Origin of the sequence: Erwinia aphidicola (genome assembly GCF_014773485.1) — a bacterium.
In the GTDB taxonomy this organism is placed as follows: Bacteria; Pseudomonadota; Gammaproteobacteria; order Enterobacterales; family Enterobacteriaceae; genus Erwinia; species Erwinia aphidicola.
Window position 1 is genome coordinate 850,645 of record NZ_JACXBP010000001.1, and the last position, 24,526, is coordinate 875,170.

The following is a 24,526-nucleotide window of genomic DNA, read 5'->3' on the forward strand; positions in this document are numbered from 1 at the left end:
GTAACCTCGGTTTTTGACGGAAAAGGGGCAGCGCGACACCTGTGGTGTTGCTGTCTCCCGGGCTTTTCTCCCGCCGTGTAACCCCAACCGAGGTCGCCAGCTCTCGGACCAGTCATCCACCTGCGTGGACCGGAACCCTAGCCTGCTATTGTGTTCAGTTATCTGTGTAACGCTGCTGCTATCATTACCTCAGCAAGAGTTGTGCCAGCTTTAAAAGTCCCGGTAATCAGTGAATTCGCGTTTTCGCAGGTTATACGCGTTCCGCATTGGGGCATCATTTTCTGGCAGGCTGCATCAGCGCGGTGCAGGCTTCAGGGACGGGCATGCCCGTCCACTACGAAAAATGTGCTCGGTGCAGGCGTCAGGATGGATATGCCTGTCCCCTACCAAAACTCGCTTGCCCGACGGGAAGCGGGTAACTACCCTTGATGTACTCTGTTTTCCCGGAAGGTAAAAATAACAATGACAAAGCCTGAGCAGTTAAGAAAGAAAGCGCTGGTGGCGGGCGCGGTGGGTAACTTTATTGAGTGGTATGAGTTTGCCGTGTACGGCTTTCTGGCCACGGTGATTGCGCAGAACTTCTTTACGCTTCAGGGCGAATCGGCGATGACGGGTATCATCCTGACCTGGGCTTCTTTTGCCGTTGCCTTCTTCTTCCGTCCGCTCGGGGCGATTATCTTTGGCCGCATCGGCGACAGAATCGGCCGCAAGCCGACGCTGGTTGCGGTGTTGATCCTGATGACGCTGGCGACCGCCGCGATCGGTTTCGTGCCGGTTTATGCCTCGATTGGCGTCGCCGCCCCGCTGCTGCTGACCCTGTTACGCATCCTTCAGGGGCTGTTCGCCGGCGGCGAGTACGGCGGCGCCGTCTCCCTGATGACGGAGTTTGCCCCCAAGGGCAAGCGCGGGCTGTATGGCGCCTGGCAATCCCTGACCGTGGCGTTTGGCCTGCTGGCGGGTGCGGCGGTGGTCGCCACGCTCTCTGCCGTGATGAGCCCGGAGTCACTGCATGCCTGGGGCTGGCGCATCCCCTTTATTAGCGCGCTGCCGATGGGGCTGGTCGCACTCTGGCTGCGTATGCAGCTGGAAGAGACTCCGACCTTTAGCAATACGCAGCGTGCAGCCAGCCCACCCACGGCAGCGCGCAGCGGGCTGGTGCTGAGCGTCATTCTGCTGGGTATCGGCCGCGTTATGGTGTGGTCGGCGGCGGGTTATACCTACCTGGTGGTGATGCCCACCTACCTGCAGTCGGTGCTGCATACCGGGCTGAATCAGGCGCTGGTTATCGCGGTGCTGTCGAATATCGGCTTCGCCCTCACCATCCTGCCTGCCGGCATACTCAGCGACCGCATCGGCCGCAAACCGGTAATGATTGCGGCCAGCGTGCTGCTGCTGGTGTGCGCGTGGCCGCTGCTGAAGGTATTGCAGATGCCGGATATTGGCCTGCTGGTGAAATGCCTGATCGTGCTGTTTGCCGGGGCGATGGTCGGCATGCTTGCCGGTCCCGGGCCTGCCATGCTGGCGGAAATGTTCCCCACCCACGTACGTTATACCGGGCTGGGGCTGGCTTACTCCCTCTCCAATGCGCTGTTTTCCGGCTGTGCAGGCCTGATTATCAGCGGGCTGATTAAGCAGACCGGCAACAACGATATCCCGGCTTACTATGTGATTGTGACTGCGGCCATCAGCATTCTGGCGCTGATGAGCCTGCGGCGCGACGATCATCTGCGTTCGCTGGAGTAATCGCCAGCGGGTCAGGCATGCCTTACCCCGGCAAACAGGTGCCGGCGTCGTAGGGGTCGGGCATGCCGACCCGCTCGCCTCCTGTAAAAACCCCCCTCTCCGGTAGCGGTTAAAGATGCTGTTTCAGCACCTTTCCGAGGGTCGCAATCCCTTTAACTATGTTCTCGTCGCTGTGCGTCGAGTAGCTGAAGCGGGCGAAGTTATGGCGCTGCAGCGTGGGGAAGAAACTCCCGCCAGGCACATAGGCGACTTTCGCCTCGGGTATCGCATGGTGCAGCATAAACTGCGCGGTATCGACCCCTTGCGGGAACTCCAGCCAGGTAAACAGGCCACCGTCGGGGTTGGTGAAGCTGATGGTCTGCGGAAAGTGCGCCTTGATCGCCGCCAGCATGGTCTCTTTCTTACGCAGATAGCGTGCTTTGATGGTCTGGATATGCTCGTCGATGTCATGACGCTCCAGATACAGCGACACCGCCGCCATATTCAACGTGCTGCACTGCGTGTCGGCGGCCAGCTTCAGCAGGCCGAGCTTCTCGGTGATCTCCTTCGATGCCACCGACCAGCCCAGGCGCAGGCCCGGTGCCAGAATTTTCGAGAAGCTGCCGAAATAGATTACCCGCCCTTCCGTATCCATACCTTTCAGCGTGGCGACTTTCTCGCCCTGATAGCGCACTTCACGGTACGGCGAATCCTCAAGGATAATAAAGTCGTACTGATTAGCGAGCGCGATCAGATGGCGGCGGCGCGCCAGCGACAGCGTGATACCGGTCGGATTATGGAAATCGGGTACGGTATAAATGAATTTGATACGCTTACCGGCCTGCAGCTCGGCTTCCAGCACCTCCGTCATCATGCCCTGTTCGTCCATCGGCACGGCCAGATACTCAGGCTGGCAAGTGTTGAAGGCCAGCAGCGCACCCAGGAAGGTCGGCGCTTCGGTGGCAACGATATCGCCCGGGTTCAGCAGCAGGCGCGCCGCCAGGTCCAGCCCCTGCTGGCTCCCCTGTAAAATCAGCACATTGTCGTCGCTGCAGGCAATACCTTCGCGCGCCATGCGGGCGGCGATCTGCTCGCGCAGCTTAGGCATACCGGTCGAGTGAGTGTACTGCAGGGAAGCTTCACCCGGGCCGGAGAGCAGCTCGGCGTAGATATCCTGCAACGCCTGCGCCGGAAACAGGCTGGAGTCCGGGTAACCACCGCCAAAGGAAATAATGGAAGGGTCGGCCCCTAACTGTAATAACTGTCTGATTGCTGAAGGCTTGACCAGCTCCATTCTGTCGGCGTAACGCGTGCTCATTAAGTATTCCCTGCGATGTTTTTTATTGGAAATCCACGTTATGAGAGTGAGTAAGTTATGTCAATAAAGGGCCGGGCAAAAAAACTCGGCCCCTGCCGCTATGCCTGGATGACGACCTTTTTATCCGCCGTGCGCGCCATTCCGATCTTCATCAACACCAGATAGCCGACCGCACCCGCCACCAGCCCGATCGTCGCTTCGCCAAACTGCGGAAACCAGATATGCGCAGCCACCGCACACAGGCTGCCGAACGCCCAGCCGGCAAAGGCGCTGCCGCGAATACGCTGAGTTTTACGCTGGCCGCTGAGGCGCGACATAAAGATCAGGTCAACAATCATCACCGCACCAAATGGCGGCACCACCACGCCGAGCAGACTGAGCCACTCCAGGAAGTAGTGCCACACTCCGGCCAGCGCCAGCGCACCGCCCGCCGCACCGAGGATCAAGGTCCAGATGCGCATTTTGCTGCTGAAGATATGGCTAAAGGCCACCGCGCCGTTGTACAGGCAGTGGGTACACACCGAGCCAAGGTTGATAAAGACAAACAGGCAGGCCACGGTACTGAGCAGCACGCCGTGCCCCATCAGCAGCGGCAGGAAGTTGCCGCCGTTGTTGAGCGGATCCACCGCTGCGCCCAGCGCCACAATCACCACGCCGAACAGGTAGGAGATGCCATTGGCCAGTGGAAACGCGGAGAACGCGGCAAATACGGCGGATCTGCCGTTTTTCGACCTGCGGGTAAAGTCTGCCGTCATGGTGCCGGAGTCGGCAAAACCGGCCACAACCATCGTCACGGCTGTACCCAGCGTCATGCCGCCCGCTACGCTGGCGCTGCCTTTAAACTCAGTGACAGTGCTGAAGTCATGATTTTCTGACACCAGCCACAGCGCCACCAGCCCGAGCACCACATATAGCGGCGCAGCGATGATGCCCAGCACTGACAGCGCGCGCACGCCGAGGAAGGTGATGGCGGTATAAAGCACCATGGCAAACGCCGTTACTGCCAGCGCATTCCAGCCAAAGGTCTGGTTGATCACCAGCCCGGTCAGCCCGGTCTGGAAGGCGTACCAGCCGATCACCACGATGGAGAGAAACCCGGACACCAGAATATAGCCCTGGGTACCGAAAGTCCGTTTTGCCTGCAGCGCAAAGTTCATTCCGCTATTGCCGGCAAACCAGCTCAGCGCACCGACATAGGCAAACAGCACCAGGTTGCCGAGCAGGATAGCGATAATTGCCGGCCAGAAACCGAGGTGCCAGGTAATGATGCCGCCGAACAGCGCGTTGGTGAGGATCATCGGGAAGCCAAACCACACCGCCGAGACGGAGCGCGTAGAGTGACGATGGCTGAGCGGAACCGGCTGGTGCTCAAATTCCTGATGCAGACTGTCTGATGATTTTTTCACGGGTGTTCCTCAGAGTTCAGGCGCGAACCGCGCAGGTTGGTGGTGTTTCCACGGCTGGAGACGTTCAAACGCGGCGCTGGCGGCCAGCACGCGGGCATCGTCGAGATGGCGGCCAACGATCTGCAGCCCGACCGGCAGCCCTTCGGCGGTAAATCCGCACGGCACCGAGGCAGCAGGCTGGCCGCTGAAGTTGAACGGGAAGCAGAATGACAGCCAGTGATCGCTGCTCACCCGGCGGCCGTTAATCTCTTCCGGCCCCTGCATCCCCAGCGGGAATGGCGGTGCGGCCAGCGTGGGGGTAATCAGCAGGTCGTAGCCCTGCATAAAGCGCCACAGCGTATTCACCAGCCTCTTGCGCGCCGTCATGGCATCGGTAAATTCGGCGGCCTGCCACGGCCGTTGCAGCATGGCAACCAGATGCGCGGCCATCTGCCCGCCGAACTCAGGCAGCTGCGCGCGCATGCCGCTCAGGTCGGTTTCCAGCGCGACTATGGCGCGAAATGACTCAACCTGGTCGCCAAATGGCGGGTCGACGAGCTCCACCGTGCAGCCGAGGTCATCGGCAAAGCGCTGGGCGGCGCGGCTGACCAGCGCTCTTACCTGCGGGTCGAGCGCCACAAAACCAAAATTGGCGCTGAAGGCTACGCGTAGCCCGCGCACTGGCTGGCGTAACGAACCGAGCCACTCCACGTCGCTGCAGGGAATCGAGTGGCGATCGCGCATATCCGGTCCCGCCATCACCGACATCATCAGCGCCGCATCGCGCACGCTGCGCGTCATCGGGCCAATGTGCTCCAGCGACTCCCAGCTTGAGACCCCGGGATAGCGATCGTCGCGGCAGCCGGGCCACAGCGGCACGCGCCCCATCGACGGTTTAAAACCGTAAATCCCGCAGTGCGCCGCCGGGATACGTACCGACCCGCCGCCGTCGCTGCCGAGCGCCAGCGGGCACAGTCTTGCAGCCAGCGCCGCCCCGGACCCAGCGCTGGAGCCGCCGGGCGTCTTGCTGAGATCCCACGGATTACGCGGCGTGGGAAACAGCAGGTTGTCCCCCACGCCGCTGTAGCCGAACTCCGGCGCGGTGGTTTTCCCCAGCATCACCGCACCGGCGGCCATCAGGCGCTCAACGCAGATATCATCTTCATCCGGCACGAAATCGCGATAGATAGCCGAGCCGGAAGTGGTTTTTACCCCGGCGGTAGAGATCAGGTCTTTTACCGCCAGCGGCACCCCGGCCAGCGGCGGCAGCGTCTCACCGCGCGCCCGCCGGGCATCTACCGCCGCGGCCTGCGCCAGTGCCCGCTGCGGCGTGGGGGTACAAAACGCGTGAATCTGCCCGTCGCGGCTCTCCATGCGGTCAAGCGCGGCGCGGGTAATCTCCAGCGCCGAGACTTCGCCGTGGCGAATATGCGCCGCCAGATTGGTCGCATCGCCATCCAGTAAATCGTCAAACATATTTCACCCCACCCTGATTGCTAGCACTGAGGCTATCACTGCATAAAGCGGGCCAGATATGAGTAGATCAGGTAAATCGTTGCTGAAGAGGCGCCGGGATAGGATGCGGGATACAAATCGGAAACCCCTGCGCGTGGATCAGAGCAGGAGATGCACAAAAATAAGGCGGGATTGCACTATAAAAGCGGTCGACCATTAAGGCCGATCTGATGTAGGGGGCGACCGCTTTTTGGGTCGACCCGCGGTATAGAATAAACCAAAAGGCCGACCGGAAAAGAGGGTCGGCCACTACGGTAGGGGTCGGGCATGCCCGACCCGAAGGCTTACGAATTCTCCAGCTTCTGCCGCCGCCTCAAATGCGGGAACAGCGTCATCCACACCGCGACCACCACCAGGGTGCCGACGCCACCGAGCACCGCAGCAGGCACCGCGCCCATCATTGCTGCCAGCAGGCCGGATTCAAACTCCCCGAGCTGGTTTGAGGTATTAATAAAGATGCTGTTGACCGCATTGACGCGCCCGCGCATATCATCCGGGGTGTCGAGCTGCACCAGCGCCCCGCGGATCACCATGCTGACCATATCAAAACCGCCGAGCGCGGCCAGCGCCAGCAGCGAGAGCCACAGCTGGCTGGAGAGCGCAAACACCAGCGTAGCAACGCCGAACCCGGCTACGGAACCAAACATAATCATGCCGACATTCTTCTCCAGCTTGTTACGGCTGAGCCAGACGCCCACCAGCAGCGCGCCAACCGACGGTGCGCCGCGCAGCATCCCCAGCCCCCACGGCCCGGTATGCAGAATATCTTTGGCAAAAATTGGCAGCAGCGCAGTGGCGCCGCCCAGCAGCACGGCAAACAGGTCGAGCGAGATCACGCCCAGCACGTCGCGGCGCTCGCGGATGAACTTCACCCCGGCAAACAGCGTTTTGATATTGGCGGGCAGACGCGGCTGCGCGGCGCGGATAAAGCGGATGCGGCTGACCATAATAATCGACAGCAGGTAAAACGCCGCGGCCACCGTATACACCACCTCTGGTCCGGCAACATACAGCAGCCCGCCGAGAGTCGGGCCGAGGATCACCGCGCTTTGCCCGCTCACCGCCCCCGCTGCCGTGGCGCGCGCCAGCATCGCAGGCGGCACCAGCGAGGGCAGCATCGACTGCATTGCCGGGCCTTCAATCGCCTTCGCCACCGAGATAAGAAACACCAGCCCCCACAGCGCGTGCTGATTCGACCAGTGATTAAAGGTCAGCAGCACCAGCGCCAGCAGCGCGCCCCACTCCATGAGCTGCCCGCACAGCACAATACGGCGGCGATCGTACTGGTCGGCCATATGCCCGGCCGGCAGCGCCAGCAGCACCGACGGCAGAAACTGCATCAGGCCAATCATCCCCAGCGCCATTGCACTGTGGGTGATAGCGTAGATCTGCCAGCTGACCGCCACGGAGAACATCTGAAAACCGAAGGAAGAGAAAGTGCGCGCCAGCCAGAAAGCGACAAAGGCGCGTTGATGCAGCAGCGAACCATCCGCTGCTGGTGCAGGTGAACTCATAGCGATTCCGAATCTTATTGTCAGGTTTTGTAATGTTGACAATAAAATAGCGCAATCAGCGCGATGCGGCGATGAGAATAATCACCAGCGCACTCGCCCTGACTGCACGCTTTACTGCGCGGCGGTGACGCGCCAGACGGTGTCTCCGGCATCGTCGGCGATCAGCAGCGCCCCCTGCTGGTCCATCGCCAGCCCAACCGGCAGGCCGTGCACCTGCTTATGATCGTCGCTGAGGAACCCCGTCACCACCGGCTGCGGCAGGCCAACCGGCTTGCCGTTCTCAAAGGCGACGTACGCCACGCGATAGCCGTTGAGCGGGTCGCGGTCCCAGCTTCCGTGTTCGCTGATAAACGCCCCGCCGTGATACTGCGCGGGCAGACTGTTGCCGGTGTAGAACCACAGGCCAAGCGGCGCGACGTGCGAGCTGAGCGCATAATCCGGCTTCACGGCTTTCGCTACCAGATCCGGGCGCGGCGGCTGTGCACGCTTGTCAACATGCTGACCAAAATAGCTGTATGGCCAGCCGTAGAACGCCCCTTCATTCACCGAGGTCAGATAATCTGGCACCAGGTCTGCACCAATTTCATCCCGCTCGTTGACCACCGCCCACAATTTTCCGGTTTGTGGCTCCCACTGTAATCCGGTCGGATTGCGCAGCCCGCTGGCATAAATACGGCTGGCGCCGCTGGCCGCATCCACTTCCAGCACTGCCGCCCGCCGATACTCGGCCCCGATGCCGTTTTCGGTGATATTACTGTTAGAACCCACGCCAACATAAAGCTTGCTGCCGTCCGGGCTGGCGAGCAGCGATTTGGTCCAGTGGTGATTGATCGGGCCGCCCGGTAGCTCGGTCAGCTCGGTCCCCGGCGCCTCAATGCGCGTCTGTCCGCTCTGATACGGATACTTCATCAGGCTGTCGGCGTTCGCCACATACAGCGTATTACCGACCAGCTGCACGCCAAACGGCGAGTGCAGCCCCTCAAGGAAAACATGCTTCTCCCAGGTTTTACCGTCGCCGCTGCTGTTACGCAGCAGGGTAATACGGTTGCCGCCTGCTCCCCCCTTACCGGAAGACTGCTGCACAATGCCCATAATCAGCTGCTTCGGTCGGCTGGTGGGTTTCGCCGGGCCGTTAGCCTCCACCACCAGAATATCGTTATTCGGCAGCACGTACAGCTGGCGCGGATGCTGCAGACCGCTGGCAATTTTGGCAATTTGCAGCCCCTGTGCCACCTGCGGCTTCTCATCGCCCTTCCAGCCGACGCCCTGCGGCACGCGCATCGGCGGCATCAGGAAGTTCTGCGCCTCCGGCAGCACCGGATCGGCGCCCACCTGCTGATTCGGGTCCATGGTTGAAGCGCCATCGCATCCGGCGAGCATCAGCGCTGCCGACAGCGCCAGCAGAGGGAAAACGTGTTGATTTTTCATCTTTTTCTCCTCAGTGTCGCGCGCGCAGGCGCAGAGCAAGCTGAACATTGCCAATCAGCAGCAGCAGGACGGTCAGGGTCGAGAGGATAGCCCCAAGCGGCACCACCGCGTAGCCGTCACGGCTGTGAATAAAGGCATTGAAGATCGCCAGCACCACCGCCAGCAGGTTAAGCCAGAAGTCCGTGCGGTAAGCCCCCGCACGCAGCGGTGCCCGCCCGACCCAGACTTGAAATAAATTAATCAGTCGCGGAACCACGGCAATCAGCAGGCCAAAGACGATCAGCCAGCTGGCGCCCTGGGTCCAGAACTGTTCAAAGCTGTAAACGTAGATGATGTCGAAGATCCAGGCCGCAACGAAACAGCCGAGTGGAATGGGATTCAGCAGCTGATACAGCGCCAGTGCCAGCGTTGACTGCCGTAAGGTGCCAGTTTCGGACATAACAAACCCTCCAGAGAAATAATGCGGGCGGCAAAACCATCCGCCGCCCGCGACACTGCAAAGTTTAGTTAGTGTTATGAATATTTGTAACTTTTGTTAAAGATCACCCCGCCTTATGGAAGAACGGGAACGCACCGGTGATCAGTCCGCCGACCATCAGCATCAGGCTGACCAGGATCCCCCACTTAATCGCAAAGCGCTGATGGTCACCAATATCCACCTTCGCCAGCCCTACCAGCAGGTAGACTGACGGCACCAGCGGGCTGAGCAGATGGAACGGCTGGCCGACAATCGATGCGCGTGCAATTTCCTCAGCGGAGATGCCATAGCTGGCTGCCGTCTGCGCGATCACCGGCAGGATGCCGAAATAGAAAGCATCGTTCGACATAAAGAAGGTAAACGGCAGGCTGACCAGCGCGGTAAACACCGCCAGATAAGGGCCGAAACTGTGCGGGATCACCGCCAGCAGGCTCTTCGCCATCGCATCGACCATTCCGGTGCCGGAGAGGATGCCGGTAAATATCCCGGCGGCGAAAATCAGCGAGGTTACCGCCAGCACGTTACCCGCATGGGCGCTGATGCGCGCTTTCTGCTGCTCCAGCGTCGGGTAGTTGAGCATCACCGCCACGGCGAAGGCCAGCATAAACAGGATCTGAATCGGCAGCAGGCCCACCACCAGCAGTACCAGCAGCACCGTGGTAAGGATCAGGTTGGGCCAGAACATTTTCGGGCGGCGGTTGGCGGCGCACTCTTCGGCATCCCCCAGCCCCAGCTCAATGTTTTCCAGATGATGGTCGCTGATTTTCATTACCCCGAGGCGCTTACGCTCCTGCAGGCCAAACAGCACCGCCATGCTGACCAGCGTCACGCAGGCGATAAACATCGCAGGTAGCATCGGGATGAAGATGTCCAGCGCATCAATGCGCAGCGCCGCCGCGGCACGGGCGGTAGGGCCGCCCCACGGTGAGAGGTTCATAATACCGCTGGCGAGGTTGACCAGGCAGGTCATCGCCAGCACGTTCATTCCCAGCTTGCGGTACAGCGGTAAAAACGCCGCGATGGCGATCATATAGGTAGTCGAGCTGTCGCCGTCCAGTGAGACCAGCAGCGTCAGGATAGCCGTGCCGACCAGCACCTTCAGCGGATCCCCGCGCACCAGCCTGAGAATAAAGCGCACCAGCGGGTCGAACAGCCCGGCATCAATCATCAGGCCAAAGTAGAGAATGGAAAAGGTCAGCATCACGCCGGTGGGTGCCAGCGTCTTCACCCCATCGAGCATCATGGCGCCCAGGCCATGGTAAAAACCGCCTGCCAGCGCAAACAGGGTCGGGATCAGGATCAGTGCAATCAGTGCCGACATGCGCTTGGTCATGATCAGGTACATGAAACAGACAACCATCGAAAAACCCAATATGGTCAGCAAGGTAACTCCCCTCTTTAAGCGGTATGAAAGGTGATAAATTGGTCACGTAGTGATAAAAAAACTGATGAAACAATTAGCGCGCTCATGATTAACCTATTGTTTTACATGACGAGCGCTATTTCCTGATAATAATTAGTAACCAAATTTCTTCATTTTTTTAACAAAAAAGAGTGAGGGCGATCGCCTTTCCACACTGTGTAAATGGATAAGTGTGAGGGCGATCAACTGCTGCAGGGTTATCGGTAACAGGAAATGTGGAGGGGACAGTCCGGTTTAACCTGGCACTGACGGTAAAGTACAGGGCCGCAGCCAGCGGCCGCCGCCCTGCCCGTGCGTTTATCGGCTTTGCACCAGCTTTTGCAATACTTTGAGCTGTGCAACCGCTTCCTGCATTGCATCAATCCCGGAAGTCATTTCGTTAAGCTTATCGAGGTTATCACTAATGCTCTTACGCTCGCTGGCCGTCTGGCTGCTCATTGCCGCGATGGCGTTGGCGGCATCGATGCTCTGCTCGGCCATCTGCTTCGCACGCTCGACGGTAGTCTCCGCCACTTTACGGATATGCAGAATGGTACTCACCGAGTCGGTGATGCTGCGTGAGGTGGCATCCGCCTGCTCTTTCGAGGAGTGCGCCAGGCGGCGCACTTCGCTGGCGACCACGGCAAAACCTCGTCCTGCCTCCCCGGCGCGTGCTGCTTCCACCGCGGCATTCAGCGCCAGAATATTGGTTTGAAACGCAATATTACTGATGCCGCTATTGATAGTGGTAATCCCGGCGGAGAGGGTTTCCAGCTGGTCAAGGCCGCTGCTGAGCTGATGCTGCGCCTGCTGGCTGTGCAGCGCGGCATCGCTGATCGAACGGATATTGCTTTCTGCCGCGGTCAGCGCTTCGCTCTGGCTGCGCGTGGCGTTTTCCAGCGCCGGCAGCGATTTCATCAGCGGGTCGAGCTGCTGCTGATAGTCCACCACCTGATTCACAATTTTGCTTTGCAGCGCGTTCAACGCCTCCCAGCGGCGCAGGGCGCGCTGCGCATAGTGGCTGGCATAACCGGCATACTGTACCGGGAAGTTACGCATCGCATCCGATGGACGATGGAAGAATGCCAGCGCCGACAGCGTCTGATTGATCGGCACACCAAGGATTTCGCCAAAGCTGGAGAAGCCCGCCGCCGGGATGCCGGTGAAGAAGTGGGACTGCGGCAGGCGCGCCAGGTTACCGGCCCGGCGCAGTACGCAGTCATTCAGCAGCAGCGCCGCTGGCTCGCCATACTGCGCGGTAAACTTCTGCCAGTCTTCGCGCGTGGCCGCAGCAAAGTCGGTCTCCTGCAGCAGATGCAGGCGATCGCCAAACTCCAGATCGCAGAAGAACTGAATGCGGTCCGGCAAAATTTTGGCGATGGAACGAATGAAGAACTCCTCTTCGACTTTTACCGCAAAGGTCAGCCCCTGCAGGCTTTGTTGCAGGTTTGCCGGCGTGCAATTTAACTGCGCGCACAGCGCCTCGATAACGTTGTGCTGGCGCCCCTGGGCATCAAACAGCGAGGTGACGGTGCGTGCCACCGGGTCCGCTTCCGCGACCAGCCAGCTGTGCGCTGTCGGGACAAAGTTCTGGCTTTTAAACGGCGCAAAGGATTTACCGGCGGCCATCTGGCAGAAGACGATCACCGCCTTGCCCTGCAAAATACGCCCGCCGTTGGCGATCCAGGTGCCGTCAAAATCCAGCGTGCCGCCTGCGGACCCGCCAATCGCCAGACACGGGAAGCGACCGGAGGCATACCACGCCTGCATCAGGAATCCTTCGGATGCTGACAGGCCATCACAGAAGATCAGCGCAAAGGTCCGCTCTGCCGAGAGTGGCATTTTAAGCGCCAGATGCTCAAGCTCGCGCTGAATAGCGCTGACACGCTGCGAGGCACCCGAAGTATCCTGTACGTGCAGATCAACTTCATGCACTTCGTGTGCGGCAATCAGACTCTCCGGCAGCCAAAGCCAGCTTCCCTGCTGCCCGTCACCGTCACAGTAGGTGCTCTGCCCCCGCCCGCTGCACAGTGCGCCATTGGAGGAGAGCGTCAGCACGCTGCGCCGCGCCGCGTTCAGCTTCTGCCACGGCGTACTGACACGGCTGAAATCGGCATGCGGCGGCACAAAACTTAGCAGCAGACCGGCGCTGTTGCGGCTCAGTCCTAGCTCGTTCATGCCTGCAGGAGGGTGGCTGGCGTTAAAAACACCGGCACGAGGTACGCTGCCGCGCGTTTTCAGCCGCGCGGCAGTGTTCCAGAAAGAAGTGTGACTCATTTATTGCCTACTTATTAACTAAGCGCCCGGTGCCGTCTGGGTTGAAGTCTGGCACCTGCTGGTGAAAAAAATAAGAGATGCGCTTCCGTGTGTCGTTAGGTTTTACGCTGGGGGTTATCGGCAACGAGGGGGGAAGTATTAGGAGCAATGCGTGCGGTGCGCCAACAGAGGGTTAACGGGCGAGGCAAACCTCGCCCGCGCGGTGGTCGGGCCATTTTCCTGGTTGGGGTCAGGCCTGCCTGACCGGGGGCCACCAGTGATTATGGTCGTGCCGCGCTGCCGTCCGGCAGGCGGGCGTTGGTCCAGTCCGGCAGACCCCCGCTCACCGGGAAGCGTTTCGCTTTCTCCTCATCAATATCCACCCCCAGCCCCGGACGGTCACTGAGGTAAGCATAGCCGCGGTCGATTTCCGGGCAGCCTGGGAACACCTCCATCAGCGCCTCATTGACCGGGGTATACTCCTGAATGCCAAAGTTGGTCACGCTGAGATCCAGATGCATATTGGCGGCGACGCCGACAGGGGAAATATCCCCCGGGCCGTGCCACGCGGTTCGCACGCCGTGGATCTCGGCATAGGTCGCCAGCTTCTTCGCGGGGGTAATCCCACCGATGGTGCTGACGTGGCAGCGGATAAAATCGATCAGCTGCTGCTGAATCAGCGGCTTCCATTCGTTGACGTGGGTAAACAGCTCCCCCATCGAGATCGGGGTGCTGCTCTGGGCGCGGATCATTTTCAGCCAGTCGAGGTTCTCTGGCGCAACCGGATCTTCAAGGAAGAACAGCTGGTATGGCTCAAGGTTTTTCGCCAGCTGTACCGCCGCAACCGGCGCGATGCGCTCGTGAACGTCGTGAATAAACTCAACGCCAAAGCCTAATTTGTCGCGCAGGTGGTCAAACAGGCGCGGTACCGCTCGGGCATAAGCATCCGGGTCAAAATAGATCCCTGCCGTCTGGCTGCGCGGCGAAATTTTCGCTTTGATGTTGCGGGCTTTCGCCAGCTTGCCGGCAATCAGGCGCAGATCTTCGGTCCCGGCGCCGCCGTACATCCCCATCTGACAGCGCACATACTGATAGCCCTCTTCCATGCGCGCGCGGATGTTGTCCTCCACTTCTACTTCATCGGCACCGTCGCAGTGGCGATAGAGCGGAATAGCGTCGCGACATTTGCCGCCCAGCAGCTGATAGACCGGCAGCCCGGCAACCTTGCCCTTAATATCCCACAGCGCCATATCAATGCCGGACAGCGCGTTGTTCATGATCGGGCCGCTACGCCAGTAGCCGCTGACCGCCGCCGACTGCCAGATATCCTCAATGCGCAGCGGATCTTTCCCCAGCAAAAATGGACGCATGTAATTTTCAATCGCGGCTTCCACGGCGAAAATGCGCTGAGTAAAAGTGGCGCAGCCCAAACCGTACAGCCCCGGCTGATTGGTTTCGACTTTAACAACCACCAGATCGATGCCGCCGGGTGCCGTCAGCAGGGTTCTGACATTCGTTATTTTCAACGTTTCCATAACTGTCTCCGTATCACCGCAATGATGTATGATGTCCTACAAGATAGGGTTTTAAAAAAAGCCTCGCACTGAGGCTTTTTGCGCGACTACTTTTCGCCCAATTTCACTTCTTCAATCGCGCTGACGTTGTGCGCCATCGCGCTGTTCAAGGTTTCGCTGGCGGTGGCCGCATCACGGTTTTTCAGCGCCATAAACACCTTAATATGCGCCTCGACGCTTTCCAGCGTGACGCCCAGCACCCGGTTAAGCTCTTCCAGATAATGGATATAGATATTCTTCAGCGACTCCATCACGTGGATAAACACCTTGTTATGCGAGGCTTTAACAATCGCCAGGTGGAAATCGTAGTCGGCTAAGGAGTACTTTTTGTAGTCGTCTTTGCTGACCAGCATGCGGTTCAGCGCCTGCTCCAGCCGCACGATGTCTTCATCAGTGGCATTCTCTACGGCCAGGTCCATGCAGCGGAACTCTACCGTCTGGCGGAACACGCGCATATCGTCAAACTCTTCCTGTGAGAGGTGCAGTATCGGCTGGCTGTCGCTGAAAGCGCCGTAGCGCGACACTTCACGCGTAACAAAGGTGCCCTTGCCCTGATGGGTCACCACCACGCCGAGGTCGCGCAGTTTCTGCACCGCACTGCGCACGCTGACCCGGCTAACGTTAAAGGTTGCCGTCAGTTCAGCTTCCGAAGGCAACTTACAGCCCGGCTCCCACACCCCGTCCTGAATGTTTTGCTTCATCTGCTGATAGATCAGATTCACCACGTTGTGCTTTTGTACGCTTTCCAGGGTCACTGCCGTCCTCTCTTAACCTGTCCTACAAGCTGGGTTTATTTTTAGCATTGTCGTGGTGTCATTAGCAAGGCTTTGATGATAAATAGTTAACTTCATGATTTTTATACACTAAGCCGCACTGCGGCAATTAAAATGTGATATTGCCTGCATTTTTATTATCCCCGGATTGCCGATTTAACGCGCATCACGTAGATATTAAGCCACAACTTGTTAGTCATGTTACATATACATTAACCGGAGTTACTATGTCTTCTCTGTTCTCCCTTGCTGGTAAAACCGCGCTGATTACCGGCTCCACCCGCGGCCTTGGCCTGGCCTATGCTCAGGGGCTGGCGGCGGCTGGCGCAGCGGTGATTATCAACGGTACGCAGCAGCAGCACCTGCACTCTGCCCTGGCCACCCTCGGCGCTCAGGGCGCCAGCGCACGCGGGTTTCTGTTTAATGTCGCCGATGAATCAGCGGTTGAGGCCGTGTTCCGTCAGCTTGATGAAGAACAGGTCAATGTCGACATTGTGATTAATAACGCCGGGATCCAATTTCGCAAACCGATGCTCGAACTGGCGCTCAGCGACTGGCAGCGCGTGCTGGATATCAATCTCACCAGCGCATTTATCGTCTCGCGTGCCGCCGCGACGCGCATGGTGGCGCGCAACAGCGGCGGCAAGATCATCAATATTGGCTCCCTCACCAGCGAAGCGGCGCGGGCCACCGTTGCCCCCTATACCGCGGCTAAAGGCGGTATCAAGCTGCTCACTAAGTCGATGGCGGCAGAGTGGGCACAGTACAACATTCAGAGCAACGGTATCGGCCCGGGCTACATCCTGACCGATATGAACCAGGCGCTGGTGGATAACCAGGAGTTTGATCAGTGGGTGCGCAGCAGTAACCCTTCCGGGCGCTGGGGCCACCCCGATGAGCTGATCGGCACCTCTGTTTATCTGGCCTCGTCAGCGTCCAACTATGTGAACGGCCAGATGATCTACGTTGACGGCGGCTGGCTCGCCACCCTGTAACAGCGCATACCCTACCGGAGCAGAGCGCTAAGACTCTGCCCTTCCATGATACCGAGGTCAGCACCATGAATCAGACAATCGCGGCGGCACTGCCCGCCAGTCGCTGGGGGAAACTGATCCCCATCGCTTTCATTACCTACAGTCTCGCCTATCTTGACCGCGCCAATTATGGCTTTGGTGCCGCAGCGGGGCTGGCTGAAGATCTGAATATTACGCCCGCTATTTCGTCCCTTCTCGGCGCGCTGTTCTTTCTCGGCTACTTCTGCTTTCAGGTGCCCGGCGGGATTTATGCGGAAAAGCATTCGGCTAAGCGGCTAATTTTCTGGAGCCTGGTGCTGTGGGGCGCGCTGGCGGCGGCCACCGGAATGGTGCACAACGTGGTGCTGCTGGCCGCGATCCGCTTTCTGCTCGGCGTGGCCGAAAGCGTGGTGATGCCCGCCATGCTGATTTTCCTCAGCCACTGGTTTACCCGCGCTGAGCGTTCAAAAGCCAATACGTTCCTGTTCCTCGGTAACCCGATCACCGTGCTCTGGATGTCGATCCTTTCCGGTTATCTGGTCAATGCCTTCGGCTGGCGCGGCATGTTTATTATCGAAGGAGTTCCGGCAATTCTCTGGGCGGGGATCTGGTGGCTGGTGTATGCAGACCGCCCGCGCGACGCCAAATGGCTGAGCGAGGCGGAAAAACGGGCGATTGAGAGTGCGCTGGCTGCGGAGCAGCAGGCGATCAAACCGGTTAAAAACTACCGTGAAGCGTTTCGCTCACCGAAAGTGCTGGCGCTGGCATTTATCCACTTCTTCTGGAACATCGGCATGTACGGTTTCATTATGTGGCTGCCATCGATGCTGAAAAGTGCCTCGGGCATGGGGATTGTGGCGACAGGCTGGCTCTCCGCCGCGCCTTATCTGCTGGCGGTGCCGCTAATGCTGGCAGCTTCGTGGTTTTCTGATAAATACCAGCAGCGTAAGGCTATTGTCCTGTTGTTCCTTGGACTCGGCGCGATCTGCTTTATCGCCTCCTTCTCCATCGGGCCTGCTCACTTCTGGCTCTCGTGGGTGCTACTGGTGATTGCCGGTGGTGCAATGTATACCCCTTACGGCCCGTTCTTTGCGGCGATCCCTGAAATGATCCCACGTAACGTCGTGGCTGGGGCGATGTCGTTCGTGGTCTGTTTTGGCGCACTGGGATCCTTTATTGGTGCGTGGATCGTAGGCTATCTTAACGGCCTGACCGGCAGCCCCGACGCGTCCTACATCTTTATGGGCGGTTCGCTGGTGCTGGCGGTGCTGCTCGCCGCGCTGACCACCTTCAGCAGCCACTCCTCCACGGCGCAAGCCACTGTGGCCGGCTAAGGGGGCACTGATGACGACGATGAAACCCACGCGTTCACGCTTGACCATTCTGCTGATGCTGTTTGTGGTGACGGCCATCAATTATATGGACCGCGCCAATCTGTCGGTGGCGGGGTCGCATATTCAGGGCGAGTTTGCCCTGTCACCGACCCAGCTTGGCCTGCTGTTTTCAATGTTCACCTGGTTTTATGCCATGAGCCAGATCCCGGTCGGCTATATTCTGGACCGGGTGGGTTCGCGGGTGCTGTACGGCAGCGCCATCGTGCTGTGGAGTATCTTTACCTTTGTGATGGGCTTTGCCTCGCACCATCTGTTCGCTACCGCCAGCGCATCGTTCGCCATGCTGCTGGCCTGCCGCGCGCTGATTGGCGTGGCGGAGGCGCCCTCTTTCCCTTCCAACACCAAGATCATTGCCAGCTGGTTCCCGGACCACGAACGCGCGCGCGCCACCGCCTTTTACTCCAGCGCGCAATATATTGGCCTGGCGCTGCTGACGCCGCTGCTCTCCTGGATCGTGGCGGAATACGGCTGGGAGATGTCGTTTTATCTCTCCGGCGGGATTGGCATTGCGTTTGGCATTTACTGGCTGATCGCCTATCGCGACCCGCAGCACAGCAAAACGGTCAATCAGGCAGAGCTGGAGTATATTCGCGCCGGTGGCGGCTATGGTTCCAGTAATCAGAAAGGTAGCAGTGGCAAAGTGAACTGGGCCAGCGTCAAGCATATCCTGCGCCAGCGTACCGTGTGGGGGCTATTTATTGCCCAGTTCGCCGCTTCATCGACCCTCTATTTCTTCCTGACGTGGTTTATTGTCTATCTGGAAAAAGGGCTGGGGCTGTCGATTGCCAAAGCGGGGATCGGGGCGATGTTCCCCTACCTGATGGCGATGGCGGGCGTGCTGTGCGGCGGTACGTTGAGCGATATGCTGCTGAAAAAAGGGCATTCACGCACGTTTGCCCGCAAGCTACCGGTGATGAGCGGCCTGTTGGTCACCACCTCCATTGCGCTGGTCAACTTTTTCCAGCACAGCCCGACAATTGCCATCGCGATTCTGTCAGTCGCCTTCTTTGCCAATGCCTTTTCTAACCTCGGCTGGGTGGTGTGCAGCGATGTTATTCCACGCCATCTGATCGGCACCATCGGCGGCTTCCTGAATATCTTCGGCAACCTGTCCGGCATCATCAGCCCTATCGTGATTGGCGTGATCCTCGAACGCACCCATAACTTCCAGTATGCCATGTGGTATATCGCCGCCGTGGCGCTGGCGGGCTTCTTCGCCTATCTGCTGCTGGTTGGCAAAATAGAGGTGATAGCCCTGCCGGATGAAAAACCTGAAGCGGATGAACCATTAAAAAAACTGAGGGAAAACAATGCAGCACATTAAAGAAATCGTTGCCAGCGTGGTCAGCGGTGCGCATCAGGTCAGTAATGAAACGCGCAGCCTGACGTGGAGCGACAGCCAGGTGCTGGTGAAGGTCGAGCGCGGCGGGATCTGCGGCTCCGATCTGCATTACTATCAGCACGGCCGTGCCGGGATGTCGATACTAAAGCAGCCGCTTATACTGGGGCATGAATTTGTCGGCCGCATTGAACAAGCTCCGCCAGAAAGCGGCTTGCGGGCCGGTCAGCGCGTGGCGGTCAATCCTTCGCAACCCTGTAATCAGTGCGAGCTGTGCCTGAAGGGCAAACAGAACCTCTGCCGCACCATGAAGTTTATGGGCAGCGCGCAGTTCTTCCCTCATATCAACGGTGGGTTTGCCAGCTTTGTCGCGGTTAGCCCGGCGCAGTGCGTGCCATTCGCCGAGGATGTGGACAGCAAGATTATTGCCTTTGCCGAGCCGCTGGCAGTGGCGCTGCATGCCATTCACCAGGCGGGGGAAATTTTCGGCAAGAAGGTGCTGGTGACCGGTTCCGGTCCGATTGGCTGCCTGGTGATCGCGGCCGCCTTAGCGGGCGGGGCCGCTGAGATCGTCGCAACCGATATGAGTCCGCGCTGCCGCCAGCTGGCGCTGGAAATGGGGGCCACGCAGGCGATCGATCCCAGCGATGAGAGCCTCACCGCCCACTGGCTGGAAGACGGTGGCTATTTCGACCTGTGCTTTGAAGCCTCGGGGGCAGCAGCGGCTATCGCCTCCACCGTCGGTTTTACCCGCCCGGCAGGGCGCATTGTGCAGCTGGGGATGGGCGCGGCCGCGCTGGAATTCCCCCTTGGGCCTCTACTGGTTAAGGAGATTGTGCTGGCAGGATCCTTCCGCTTTATCAGCGAGTTCCAGCTGGCAGTGCGCTGGCTGGAGAGCGGACGGATAAACCCCCTGCCGCTGCTTTCCGCCGAGTTCCCACAGCAGGCTATCGTGGCGGCGCTGGAAATGGCCAGCGATAAGAGCCGTGCGGCCAAGGTGCAGGTCGTATTCGGCTAACGTTATGGCGAGGCATGCCTCGCCACTACGGGATTGCGGATGCAGGCGCAGCAGCAGGAGGTTGCCGTAGGGGTCAGGCCTGCCTGACCCGCAATTCCCCGCGCTGATTCAACCTTCCAGCACGTTCAACGACTCGCCCGTGGCATAGAACTGCCCGCCTGCCACGTAGTGCAGGCTGCGCAGTGCGGGGTCGGCCTGGTCAAAATGCCAGTGACCTTCGCTGAATACCCGGCTGTCGGCCCATGCGCCCACCACTTCAGCGATAAACAGATCATAAGTGTTCTGAATATGAGGTTCGGGGATTAGCCGGCAGGCCAGCCACGCGGAACAGCCGCGTACAAACGGCAGGTCGTAGCCGTCGAAGCTGAACAGCTCCACGCCGCAGTTGGCCAGCTTATCCGGTTCGTTAAACAGGCTGCGCGTGCCAACCGCATGGGTAAGATTGATCTGTGCGACGGTGGGAACCTGAATCACAAACAGCCCGCTCTCCTCTACCAGCTGCCGGGTTTTGGCGATTTTGTCGATCACTACCGTCAGCTTTGACGGCGAGAAATCCAGCCCGCAGGCCCAGGCCGCTGCCATCACATCTTCCGTGCCGCCTGCGCGCGCTGAAACAAGGATGGTCGGGCCGTGATTAATCAGGCGGTAGGCCTTTTCCAGTTCAACCGGGACAATATTGTTCATTGATTTCCACCCTGATGGATTTTTTGCATTACGATCATATCAAGGGTATCTCATCGGGGAATCATCATGCCACTGCTAATCCTGGTACTGCTCAGCGCGCTTCTGCCGCTGCGGGTCGCGACTGCCGACAGCAGCGGCTGCCAGCAACAGTGCTATATCGAAAACAGCCGCTGCGACCGTGACAGTCGCAGCGGCTGTAGCAGTACACTTCAGAGCTGTCTGCAGGCCTGCGCGCACCGTTAACGGCTGACGGGCAGATCAAGCACCTGCTGGGTGGTTTTGATCTCGGCGAATACGTCTGCGACGGCGGCCAGGGCAGCACGCTGCAGATCCTTGCTGTCGACAACGTTGTTATCCCAGGTCGCCAGGCTGCGCGTGGCGGTAGCATCTTGCGGGATAATGACCTCATAGCCCAGCGGCACGGCGTCACGCGCGGTAGATGAGACGCACATGTGGGTCATCAGGCCGCATACGATCAGCGTTTTAATTCCTTTCGCTTTCAGCTGCGCATCCAGATCGGTGCCGACGAACGAACTTGGGGTCGGTTTGGTAATCGTGATATCGCCCTCAACCGGCAGCAACTCCGGGTGAAACTCAGACAAAAAGTGGTCTTTAGCAAACAGTGGGCCGTCCGCCGGGCCTTCGTGGCGAACGAAAAATACCGGCATCGCGTGGGCATGGGCAAAATCAACCAGCTTGCGCGACTGCTTTAAGACTTTCATGCCGTCGGCGATCGGCATTTTGCCGTCAAAATATTCATTCTGGATATCGATAACGATCAGCGCAGTCTCGTTGGCCGTCAGTTGGTTAATAGCCGTGGCGCCGCTCATGGTGCGGATGCTGGGTGCCTGGCTTGCAGTAGCAGATAATGTGGTCATGTTATTTTCCTGTAAGCGTGTTCAATTAGTGGCCTGTCTGATTATAGACAGGCTCACAAATGGGATTAGTTAATTACCCGCATATCGAGAACCTGCTGGGTGGTTTTGATCTCGGCGAATACGTCCGCAACGCCTGCCAGCGCGGCACGCTGCAGATCCTTGCTGTCGACGACGCTATTATCCCAGGTCGCCAGGCTACGAGTGGCAGTTGCATCTTCCGGAATAATTACCTGATAGCCTAATGGCACAGCATCGCGGGCGGTGGAAGAGACACACATATGGGTCATCAGTCCGGTGACAATCAAATCTTTGATGCCCAGTTTTTTCAGCTGCGCATCAAGGTCGGTGCCAACAAATGAGCTGGGAGTGGCTTTGGTGATCACAATGTCACCTTTGCCCGGCTGCAGGTCTTTATGGAACTCTGCAAAGTGGCTGCCTTTGGCAAACAGCGGGCCGTCCGCCGGGCCTTCATGACGCACGAAGATCACCGGCATCCCTTTTTTATGCGCAAAATCGACCAGTTTGCGTGACTGCTTCAGAGCTTTCATGCCGTCGGGGATCGGCATTTTACCGTCAAAGTATTCATTCTGAATGTCGATAACCACCAGCGCGGTCTGTTTGGCAGTCAGCTGATTGATGGATGTCGCGCCGCTCATGGTACGGATAGTCGGAGCCTTGCTGGCGGTTACGGTGTCAGCGGCAACAGCAGCGCCGGAAGCCATCATGGCTAATACCAGGGCAGCGGAGGTGAATAATGTTTTCATGTTATTTCCTTTCTCTCATTTTCAGGTTAGTTTGCTTTTCACTCATCAAGTGATGGCGGCAAGTATCCTCCTGAAACGGCATGTTGAAGAGAGGCGCGGATACCCAAAAACGATCGTTTTGGGCCAGGTTGATTACAGGAGAAGGTTCATGGCGATTAACATAGGGATTGTGGTGTTTGACGACATCATTCCTTTCCATCTCTCCGTGCCCTGCGCGGTATTTGAGAAGGCGCTACAGCCGGATGGCAGCCCTGTTTTTCAGCTAACCGTGTGCGCCACCACGCCGGGCGTGCTGCGCACCAATGCTGGGTTTTCCATTGTTGCGGAGCGGGGATTAGACGCGCTGGATTCAGCGGATATTGTGGTGGTGCCCAGCTGGAGTAAACCGGACGAGCTCCCCCCTGAAGTCCTGCTGGCGGCGCTGCGCAAGGCACATCAGCGTGGAGCTACCGTCGTCGGGCTGTGCCTCGGGGCCTTTGTGCTGGCGGCAGCGGGCCTGCTGAATGGCCGTCGCGCCACCACGCACTGGCGCTGGATGGATGACTTTCTCAGCCGCTATCCGCAGGTCGATATTGACCGGGACGTACTCTATATCGATGAAGAGGATATTGTCACTTCGGCGGGCACCGCAGCCAGCATCGACTGCTGCCTGCACCTGGTGCGTAAACATTGTGGGGCGGATAGCGCTAACAGCGTGGCGCGCCTGCTGGTGGTCCCCCCTCACCGTCAGGGTGGGCAGGCGCAGTACGTTGAGCAGCCGGTGTATAACACCAAAGGCGGGGATAACTTTTTATCGTCACTCAGCTGGGCAACGGAGAACCTGCAGCAGCCATTAACGCTGGATATGCTGGCGGACCACGCCTGCATGAGCCGCCGCAGCTTTACCCGCCGTTTTCAGCAGACCAGCGGCACCAGCTTTAATGCCTGGCTGCTGAATCAGCGGCTGGCGGTAGCGCAGCGTTTTCTGGAAAAAACCGACCAGCCGATTGAGCTGGTGGCGCAGCACAGCGGATTTCCATCCGCCATTGCTCTGCGCCGCCATTTTAAAGCGCAGTTTAATACCTCCCCGGCCCGCTACCGCAGCGAGTTCCGCGGACGGGTTTAATTGCCGACGCGCTTCATCAGATCGGCGGGGTAACGATCTCCGGTGACTTCGATCTCAGCCAGGGCGCTGTTGATCGCCGCCAGATCGGCGGATGGTCTGTTCCCCGGCTTCGGACAGGCCAAAATGTTTTACTTTCCCTTCGGCGATCGGCTGCTTAACCGTACCGGCCACCTCTTCAATCGGCACGTTAGGGTCGATGCGGTGCTGATACAGCACACTATAGTGCTCAGGTGCATGCGCTTATCAGTTCAGCTCATTAATCATCGGGGACTGGCGCATAACATTCACCAGAGCACGCGCCATTAATGAGTTCAGCTCACCACTTCTATAAGCCAGACGCACTCAATCCCCCGTGTGCAATAGCCTATGATGAAGGGGTGTTCAACACTCAAGGAATCAAACTGATGATCGATATTACAAAAAAAGACAGCAAACCGGCCGTTGCCGGACCGGCAGACTATTTCACCGGGGCGGTTACCGTTGCTTCCCCGTTTGCCACCACTGAACCGGCGCGTCTGAGCGGCGCAACCGTGACCTTTACCCCGGGCGCACGCACCGCATGGCATACGCATCCACTGGGGCAGACGCTGCTGGTGACGGCGGGCCAGGGTTGGGTGCAGGAGTGGGGTAAAGAAGCACAGGCGATCTCTGCTGGCGACAACGTGTGGATCCGTCCCGGGGTAAAACACTGGCACGGCGCCAGCGCCGAAAGCGCGATGACCCATATCGCCATCGCCGAAGCCGAAGATGGCAAAGTGGTAGACTGGCTGGAGCATGTCAGCGACGAGCAGTATCAGGGCTAATATTTCACCCTGGCGGGCCAACCTAAAAAGAAGGTCGGCCCCTACGAGGAACAGTGGCCGAAGCTGGCGCAGGGGACGACCCGCATCAACACCCAGGGCCGACCGAAAAAGAGGGTCGGCCCCTACAGGAACGGTGGTCGAAGCTGGCGCAGGGGCCGACCCG

The 24,526-nt window shown here is 59.0% G+C and carries 21 protein-coding genes, 1 pseudogene and 1 riboswitch; of the genes and pseudogenes, 8 read left to right on the forward strand and 14 right to left on the reverse strand.

Annotated elements, in window-relative coordinates; translation table 11 throughout:
* Positions 1-52: 52 nt before the first annotated feature.
* A riboswitch (guanidine-I (ykkC/yxkD leader) is annotated at positions 53-152 on the reverse strand.
* A gap of 310 nt (positions 153-462) precedes the next feature.
* Positions 463-1,743, forward strand: coding sequence for an MFS transporter (locus ID864_RS03940; protein WP_048917983.1), 1,281 nt, complete (start codon positions 463-465; stop codon positions 1,741-1,743).
* A gap of 109 nt (positions 1,744-1,852) precedes the next feature.
* Here the strand turns inward: ID864_RS03940 and ID864_RS03945 are convergent, their stop codons facing one another.
* From ID864_RS03945 to ID864_RS03990, 10 genes are all read right to left on the reverse strand, one after another.
* Positions 1,853-3,040, reverse strand: coding sequence for an aminotransferase-like domain-containing protein (locus ID864_RS03945; protein ID WP_099753841.1), 1,188 nt, complete (start codon positions 3,038-3,040; stop codon positions 1,853-1,855).
* A 98-nt stretch (positions 3,041-3,138) separates the two neighbouring features.
* Positions 3,139-4,446 (reverse strand): purine-cytosine permease family protein, encoded by a 1,308-nt coding sequence (locus ID864_RS03950; RefSeq protein ID WP_191149439.1) that lies wholly within the window; start codon positions 4,444-4,446, stop codon positions 3,139-3,141.
* 9 nt (positions 4,447-4,455) lie between these two features.
* On the reverse strand, positions 4,456-5,901 hold the full coding sequence (locus ID864_RS03955) for an amidase (protein ID WP_191149440.1): 1,446 nt from the start codon (positions 5,899-5,901) through the stop codon (positions 4,456-4,458).
* A 323-nt stretch (positions 5,902-6,224) separates the two neighbouring features.
* The gene (locus tag ID864_RS03960; protein WP_048917987.1) at positions 6,225-7,454 is read right to left on the reverse strand and encodes an MFS transporter; all 1,230 of its coding nucleotides are present in this window, start codon (positions 7,452-7,454) and stop codon (positions 6,225-6,227) included.
* A 111-nt stretch (positions 7,455-7,565) separates the two neighbouring features.
* Positions 7,566-8,882, reverse strand: coding sequence for a PQQ-dependent sugar dehydrogenase (locus ID864_RS03965; protein ID WP_048917988.1), 1,317 nt, complete (start codon positions 8,880-8,882; stop codon positions 7,566-7,568).
* Positions 8,883-8,892: 10 nt separating this feature from the next.
* Positions 8,893-9,321 carry a DUF2231 domain-containing protein gene (locus ID864_RS03970; RefSeq protein ID WP_099753838.1) on the reverse strand — a complete coding sequence of 143 codons (429 nt, stop codon included), beginning with the start codon at positions 9,319-9,321 and terminating at the stop codon, positions 8,893-8,895.
* A 103-nt stretch (positions 9,322-9,424) separates the two neighbouring features.
* Positions 9,425-10,744: a CitMHS family transporter gene (locus ID864_RS03975; protein ID WP_191149441.1), complete on the reverse strand. Its 1,320-nt coding sequence runs from the start codon at positions 10,742-10,744 to the stop codon at positions 9,425-9,427.
* Positions 10,745-11,080: 336 nt separating this feature from the next.
* Positions 11,081-13,039 carry a methyl-accepting chemotaxis protein gene (locus ID864_RS03980; protein WP_191149442.1) on the reverse strand — a complete coding sequence of 653 codons (1,959 nt, stop codon included), beginning with the start codon at positions 13,037-13,039 and terminating at the stop codon, positions 11,081-11,083.
* Positions 13,040-13,299: 260 nt separating this feature from the next.
* Entirely contained in the window at positions 13,300-14,553 is a 1,254-nt protein-coding gene (locus tag ID864_RS03985) for an enolase C-terminal domain-like protein (protein WP_099753835.1), read from the reverse strand.
* 86 nt (positions 14,554-14,639) lie between these two features.
* A complete protein-coding gene (locus tag ID864_RS03990; protein WP_048917993.1) occupies positions 14,640-15,347 on the reverse strand; it encodes a FadR/GntR family transcriptional regulator in 708 nt (235 codons plus the stop codon).
* A 245-nt stretch (positions 15,348-15,592) separates the two neighbouring features.
* Between ID864_RS03990 and ID864_RS03995 the strand changes: the two genes are divergently transcribed.
* The 4 genes from ID864_RS03995 to idnD all read left to right on the forward strand — a co-directional run bounded on the left by ID864_RS03995 (position 15,593) and on the right by idnD (position 20,129).
* Positions 15,593-16,360 (forward strand): SDR family oxidoreductase, encoded by a 768-nt coding sequence (locus ID864_RS03995; protein ID WP_191149443.1) that lies wholly within the window; start codon positions 15,593-15,595, stop codon positions 16,358-16,360.
* Between the two features lie 65 nt (positions 16,361-16,425).
* Positions 16,426-17,712, forward strand: a complete 1,287-nt coding sequence (locus ID864_RS04000) for an MFS transporter (RefSeq protein WP_133623608.1) — start codon at positions 16,426-16,428, stop codon at positions 17,710-17,712.
* A 19-nt stretch (positions 17,713-17,731) separates the two neighbouring features.
* The gene (locus ID864_RS04005; RefSeq protein ID WP_048918014.1) at positions 17,732-19,096 is read left to right on the forward strand and encodes an MFS transporter; all 1,365 of its coding nucleotides are present in this window, start codon (positions 17,732-17,734) and stop codon (positions 19,094-19,096) included.
* Positions 19,083-20,129, forward strand: a complete 1,047-nt coding sequence (gene idnD, locus ID864_RS04010) for an L-idonate 5-dehydrogenase (protein ID WP_048917996.1) — start codon at positions 19,083-19,085, stop codon at positions 20,127-20,129. The genes ID864_RS04005 and idnD overlap by 14 nt, the downstream gene beginning before the upstream one ends.
* Positions 20,130-20,237: 108 nt before the next feature.
* Here idnD and ID864_RS04015 read toward each other — a convergent pair whose 3' ends face one another.
* On the reverse strand, positions 20,238-20,813 hold the full coding sequence (locus ID864_RS04015; RefSeq protein ID WP_048917997.1) for a flavin reductase family protein: 576 nt from the start codon (positions 20,811-20,813) through the stop codon (positions 20,238-20,240).
* A 66-nt stretch (positions 20,814-20,879) separates the two neighbouring features.
* Here ID864_RS04015 and ID864_RS04020 point away from each other — a divergent pair, with 66 nt between their 5' ends.
* Positions 20,880-21,056, forward strand: coding sequence for a hypothetical protein (locus ID864_RS04020; RefSeq protein ID WP_180276732.1), 177 nt, complete (start codon positions 20,880-20,882; stop codon positions 21,054-21,056).
* Here the strand turns inward: ID864_RS04020 and ID864_RS04025 are convergent.
* Both ID864_RS04025 and ID864_RS04030 read right to left on the reverse strand, forming a co-directional pair.
* Positions 21,053-21,691: a cysteine hydrolase family protein gene (locus tag ID864_RS04025; protein ID WP_191149444.1), complete on the reverse strand. Its 639-nt coding sequence runs from the start codon at positions 21,689-21,691 to the stop codon at positions 21,053-21,055. The genes ID864_RS04020 and ID864_RS04025 overlap by 4 nt on opposite strands.
* Before the next feature lie 65 nt (positions 21,692-21,756).
* Positions 21,757-22,455 carry a cysteine hydrolase family protein gene (locus ID864_RS04030; RefSeq protein WP_099753830.1) on the reverse strand — a complete coding sequence of 233 codons (699 nt, stop codon included), beginning with the start codon at positions 22,453-22,455 and terminating at the stop codon, positions 21,757-21,759.
* A 148-nt stretch (positions 22,456-22,603) separates the two neighbouring features.
* Here ID864_RS04030 and ID864_RS04035 point away from each other — a divergent pair, with 148 nt between their 5' ends.
* Positions 22,604-23,560, forward strand: a complete 957-nt coding sequence (locus tag ID864_RS04035; RefSeq protein ID WP_191149445.1) for a GlxA family transcriptional regulator — start codon at positions 22,604-22,606, stop codon at positions 23,558-23,560.
* Positions 23,561-23,641: 81 nt separating this feature from the next.
* Here ID864_RS04035 and ID864_RS04040 read toward each other — a convergent pair.
* Positions 23,642-23,776: pseudogene (locus ID864_RS04040) on the reverse strand (aldo/keto reductase); the annotation flags it as partial.
* A 188-nt stretch (positions 23,777-23,964) separates the two neighbouring features.
* Here ID864_RS04040 and ID864_RS04045 point away from each other — a divergent pair.
* Positions 23,965-24,363: a (R)-mandelonitrile lyase gene (locus ID864_RS04045; protein WP_191149446.1), complete on the forward strand. Its 399-nt coding sequence runs from the start codon at positions 23,965-23,967 to the stop codon at positions 24,361-24,363.
* The last annotated feature ends 163 nt before the right edge of the window (positions 24,364-24,526 follow it).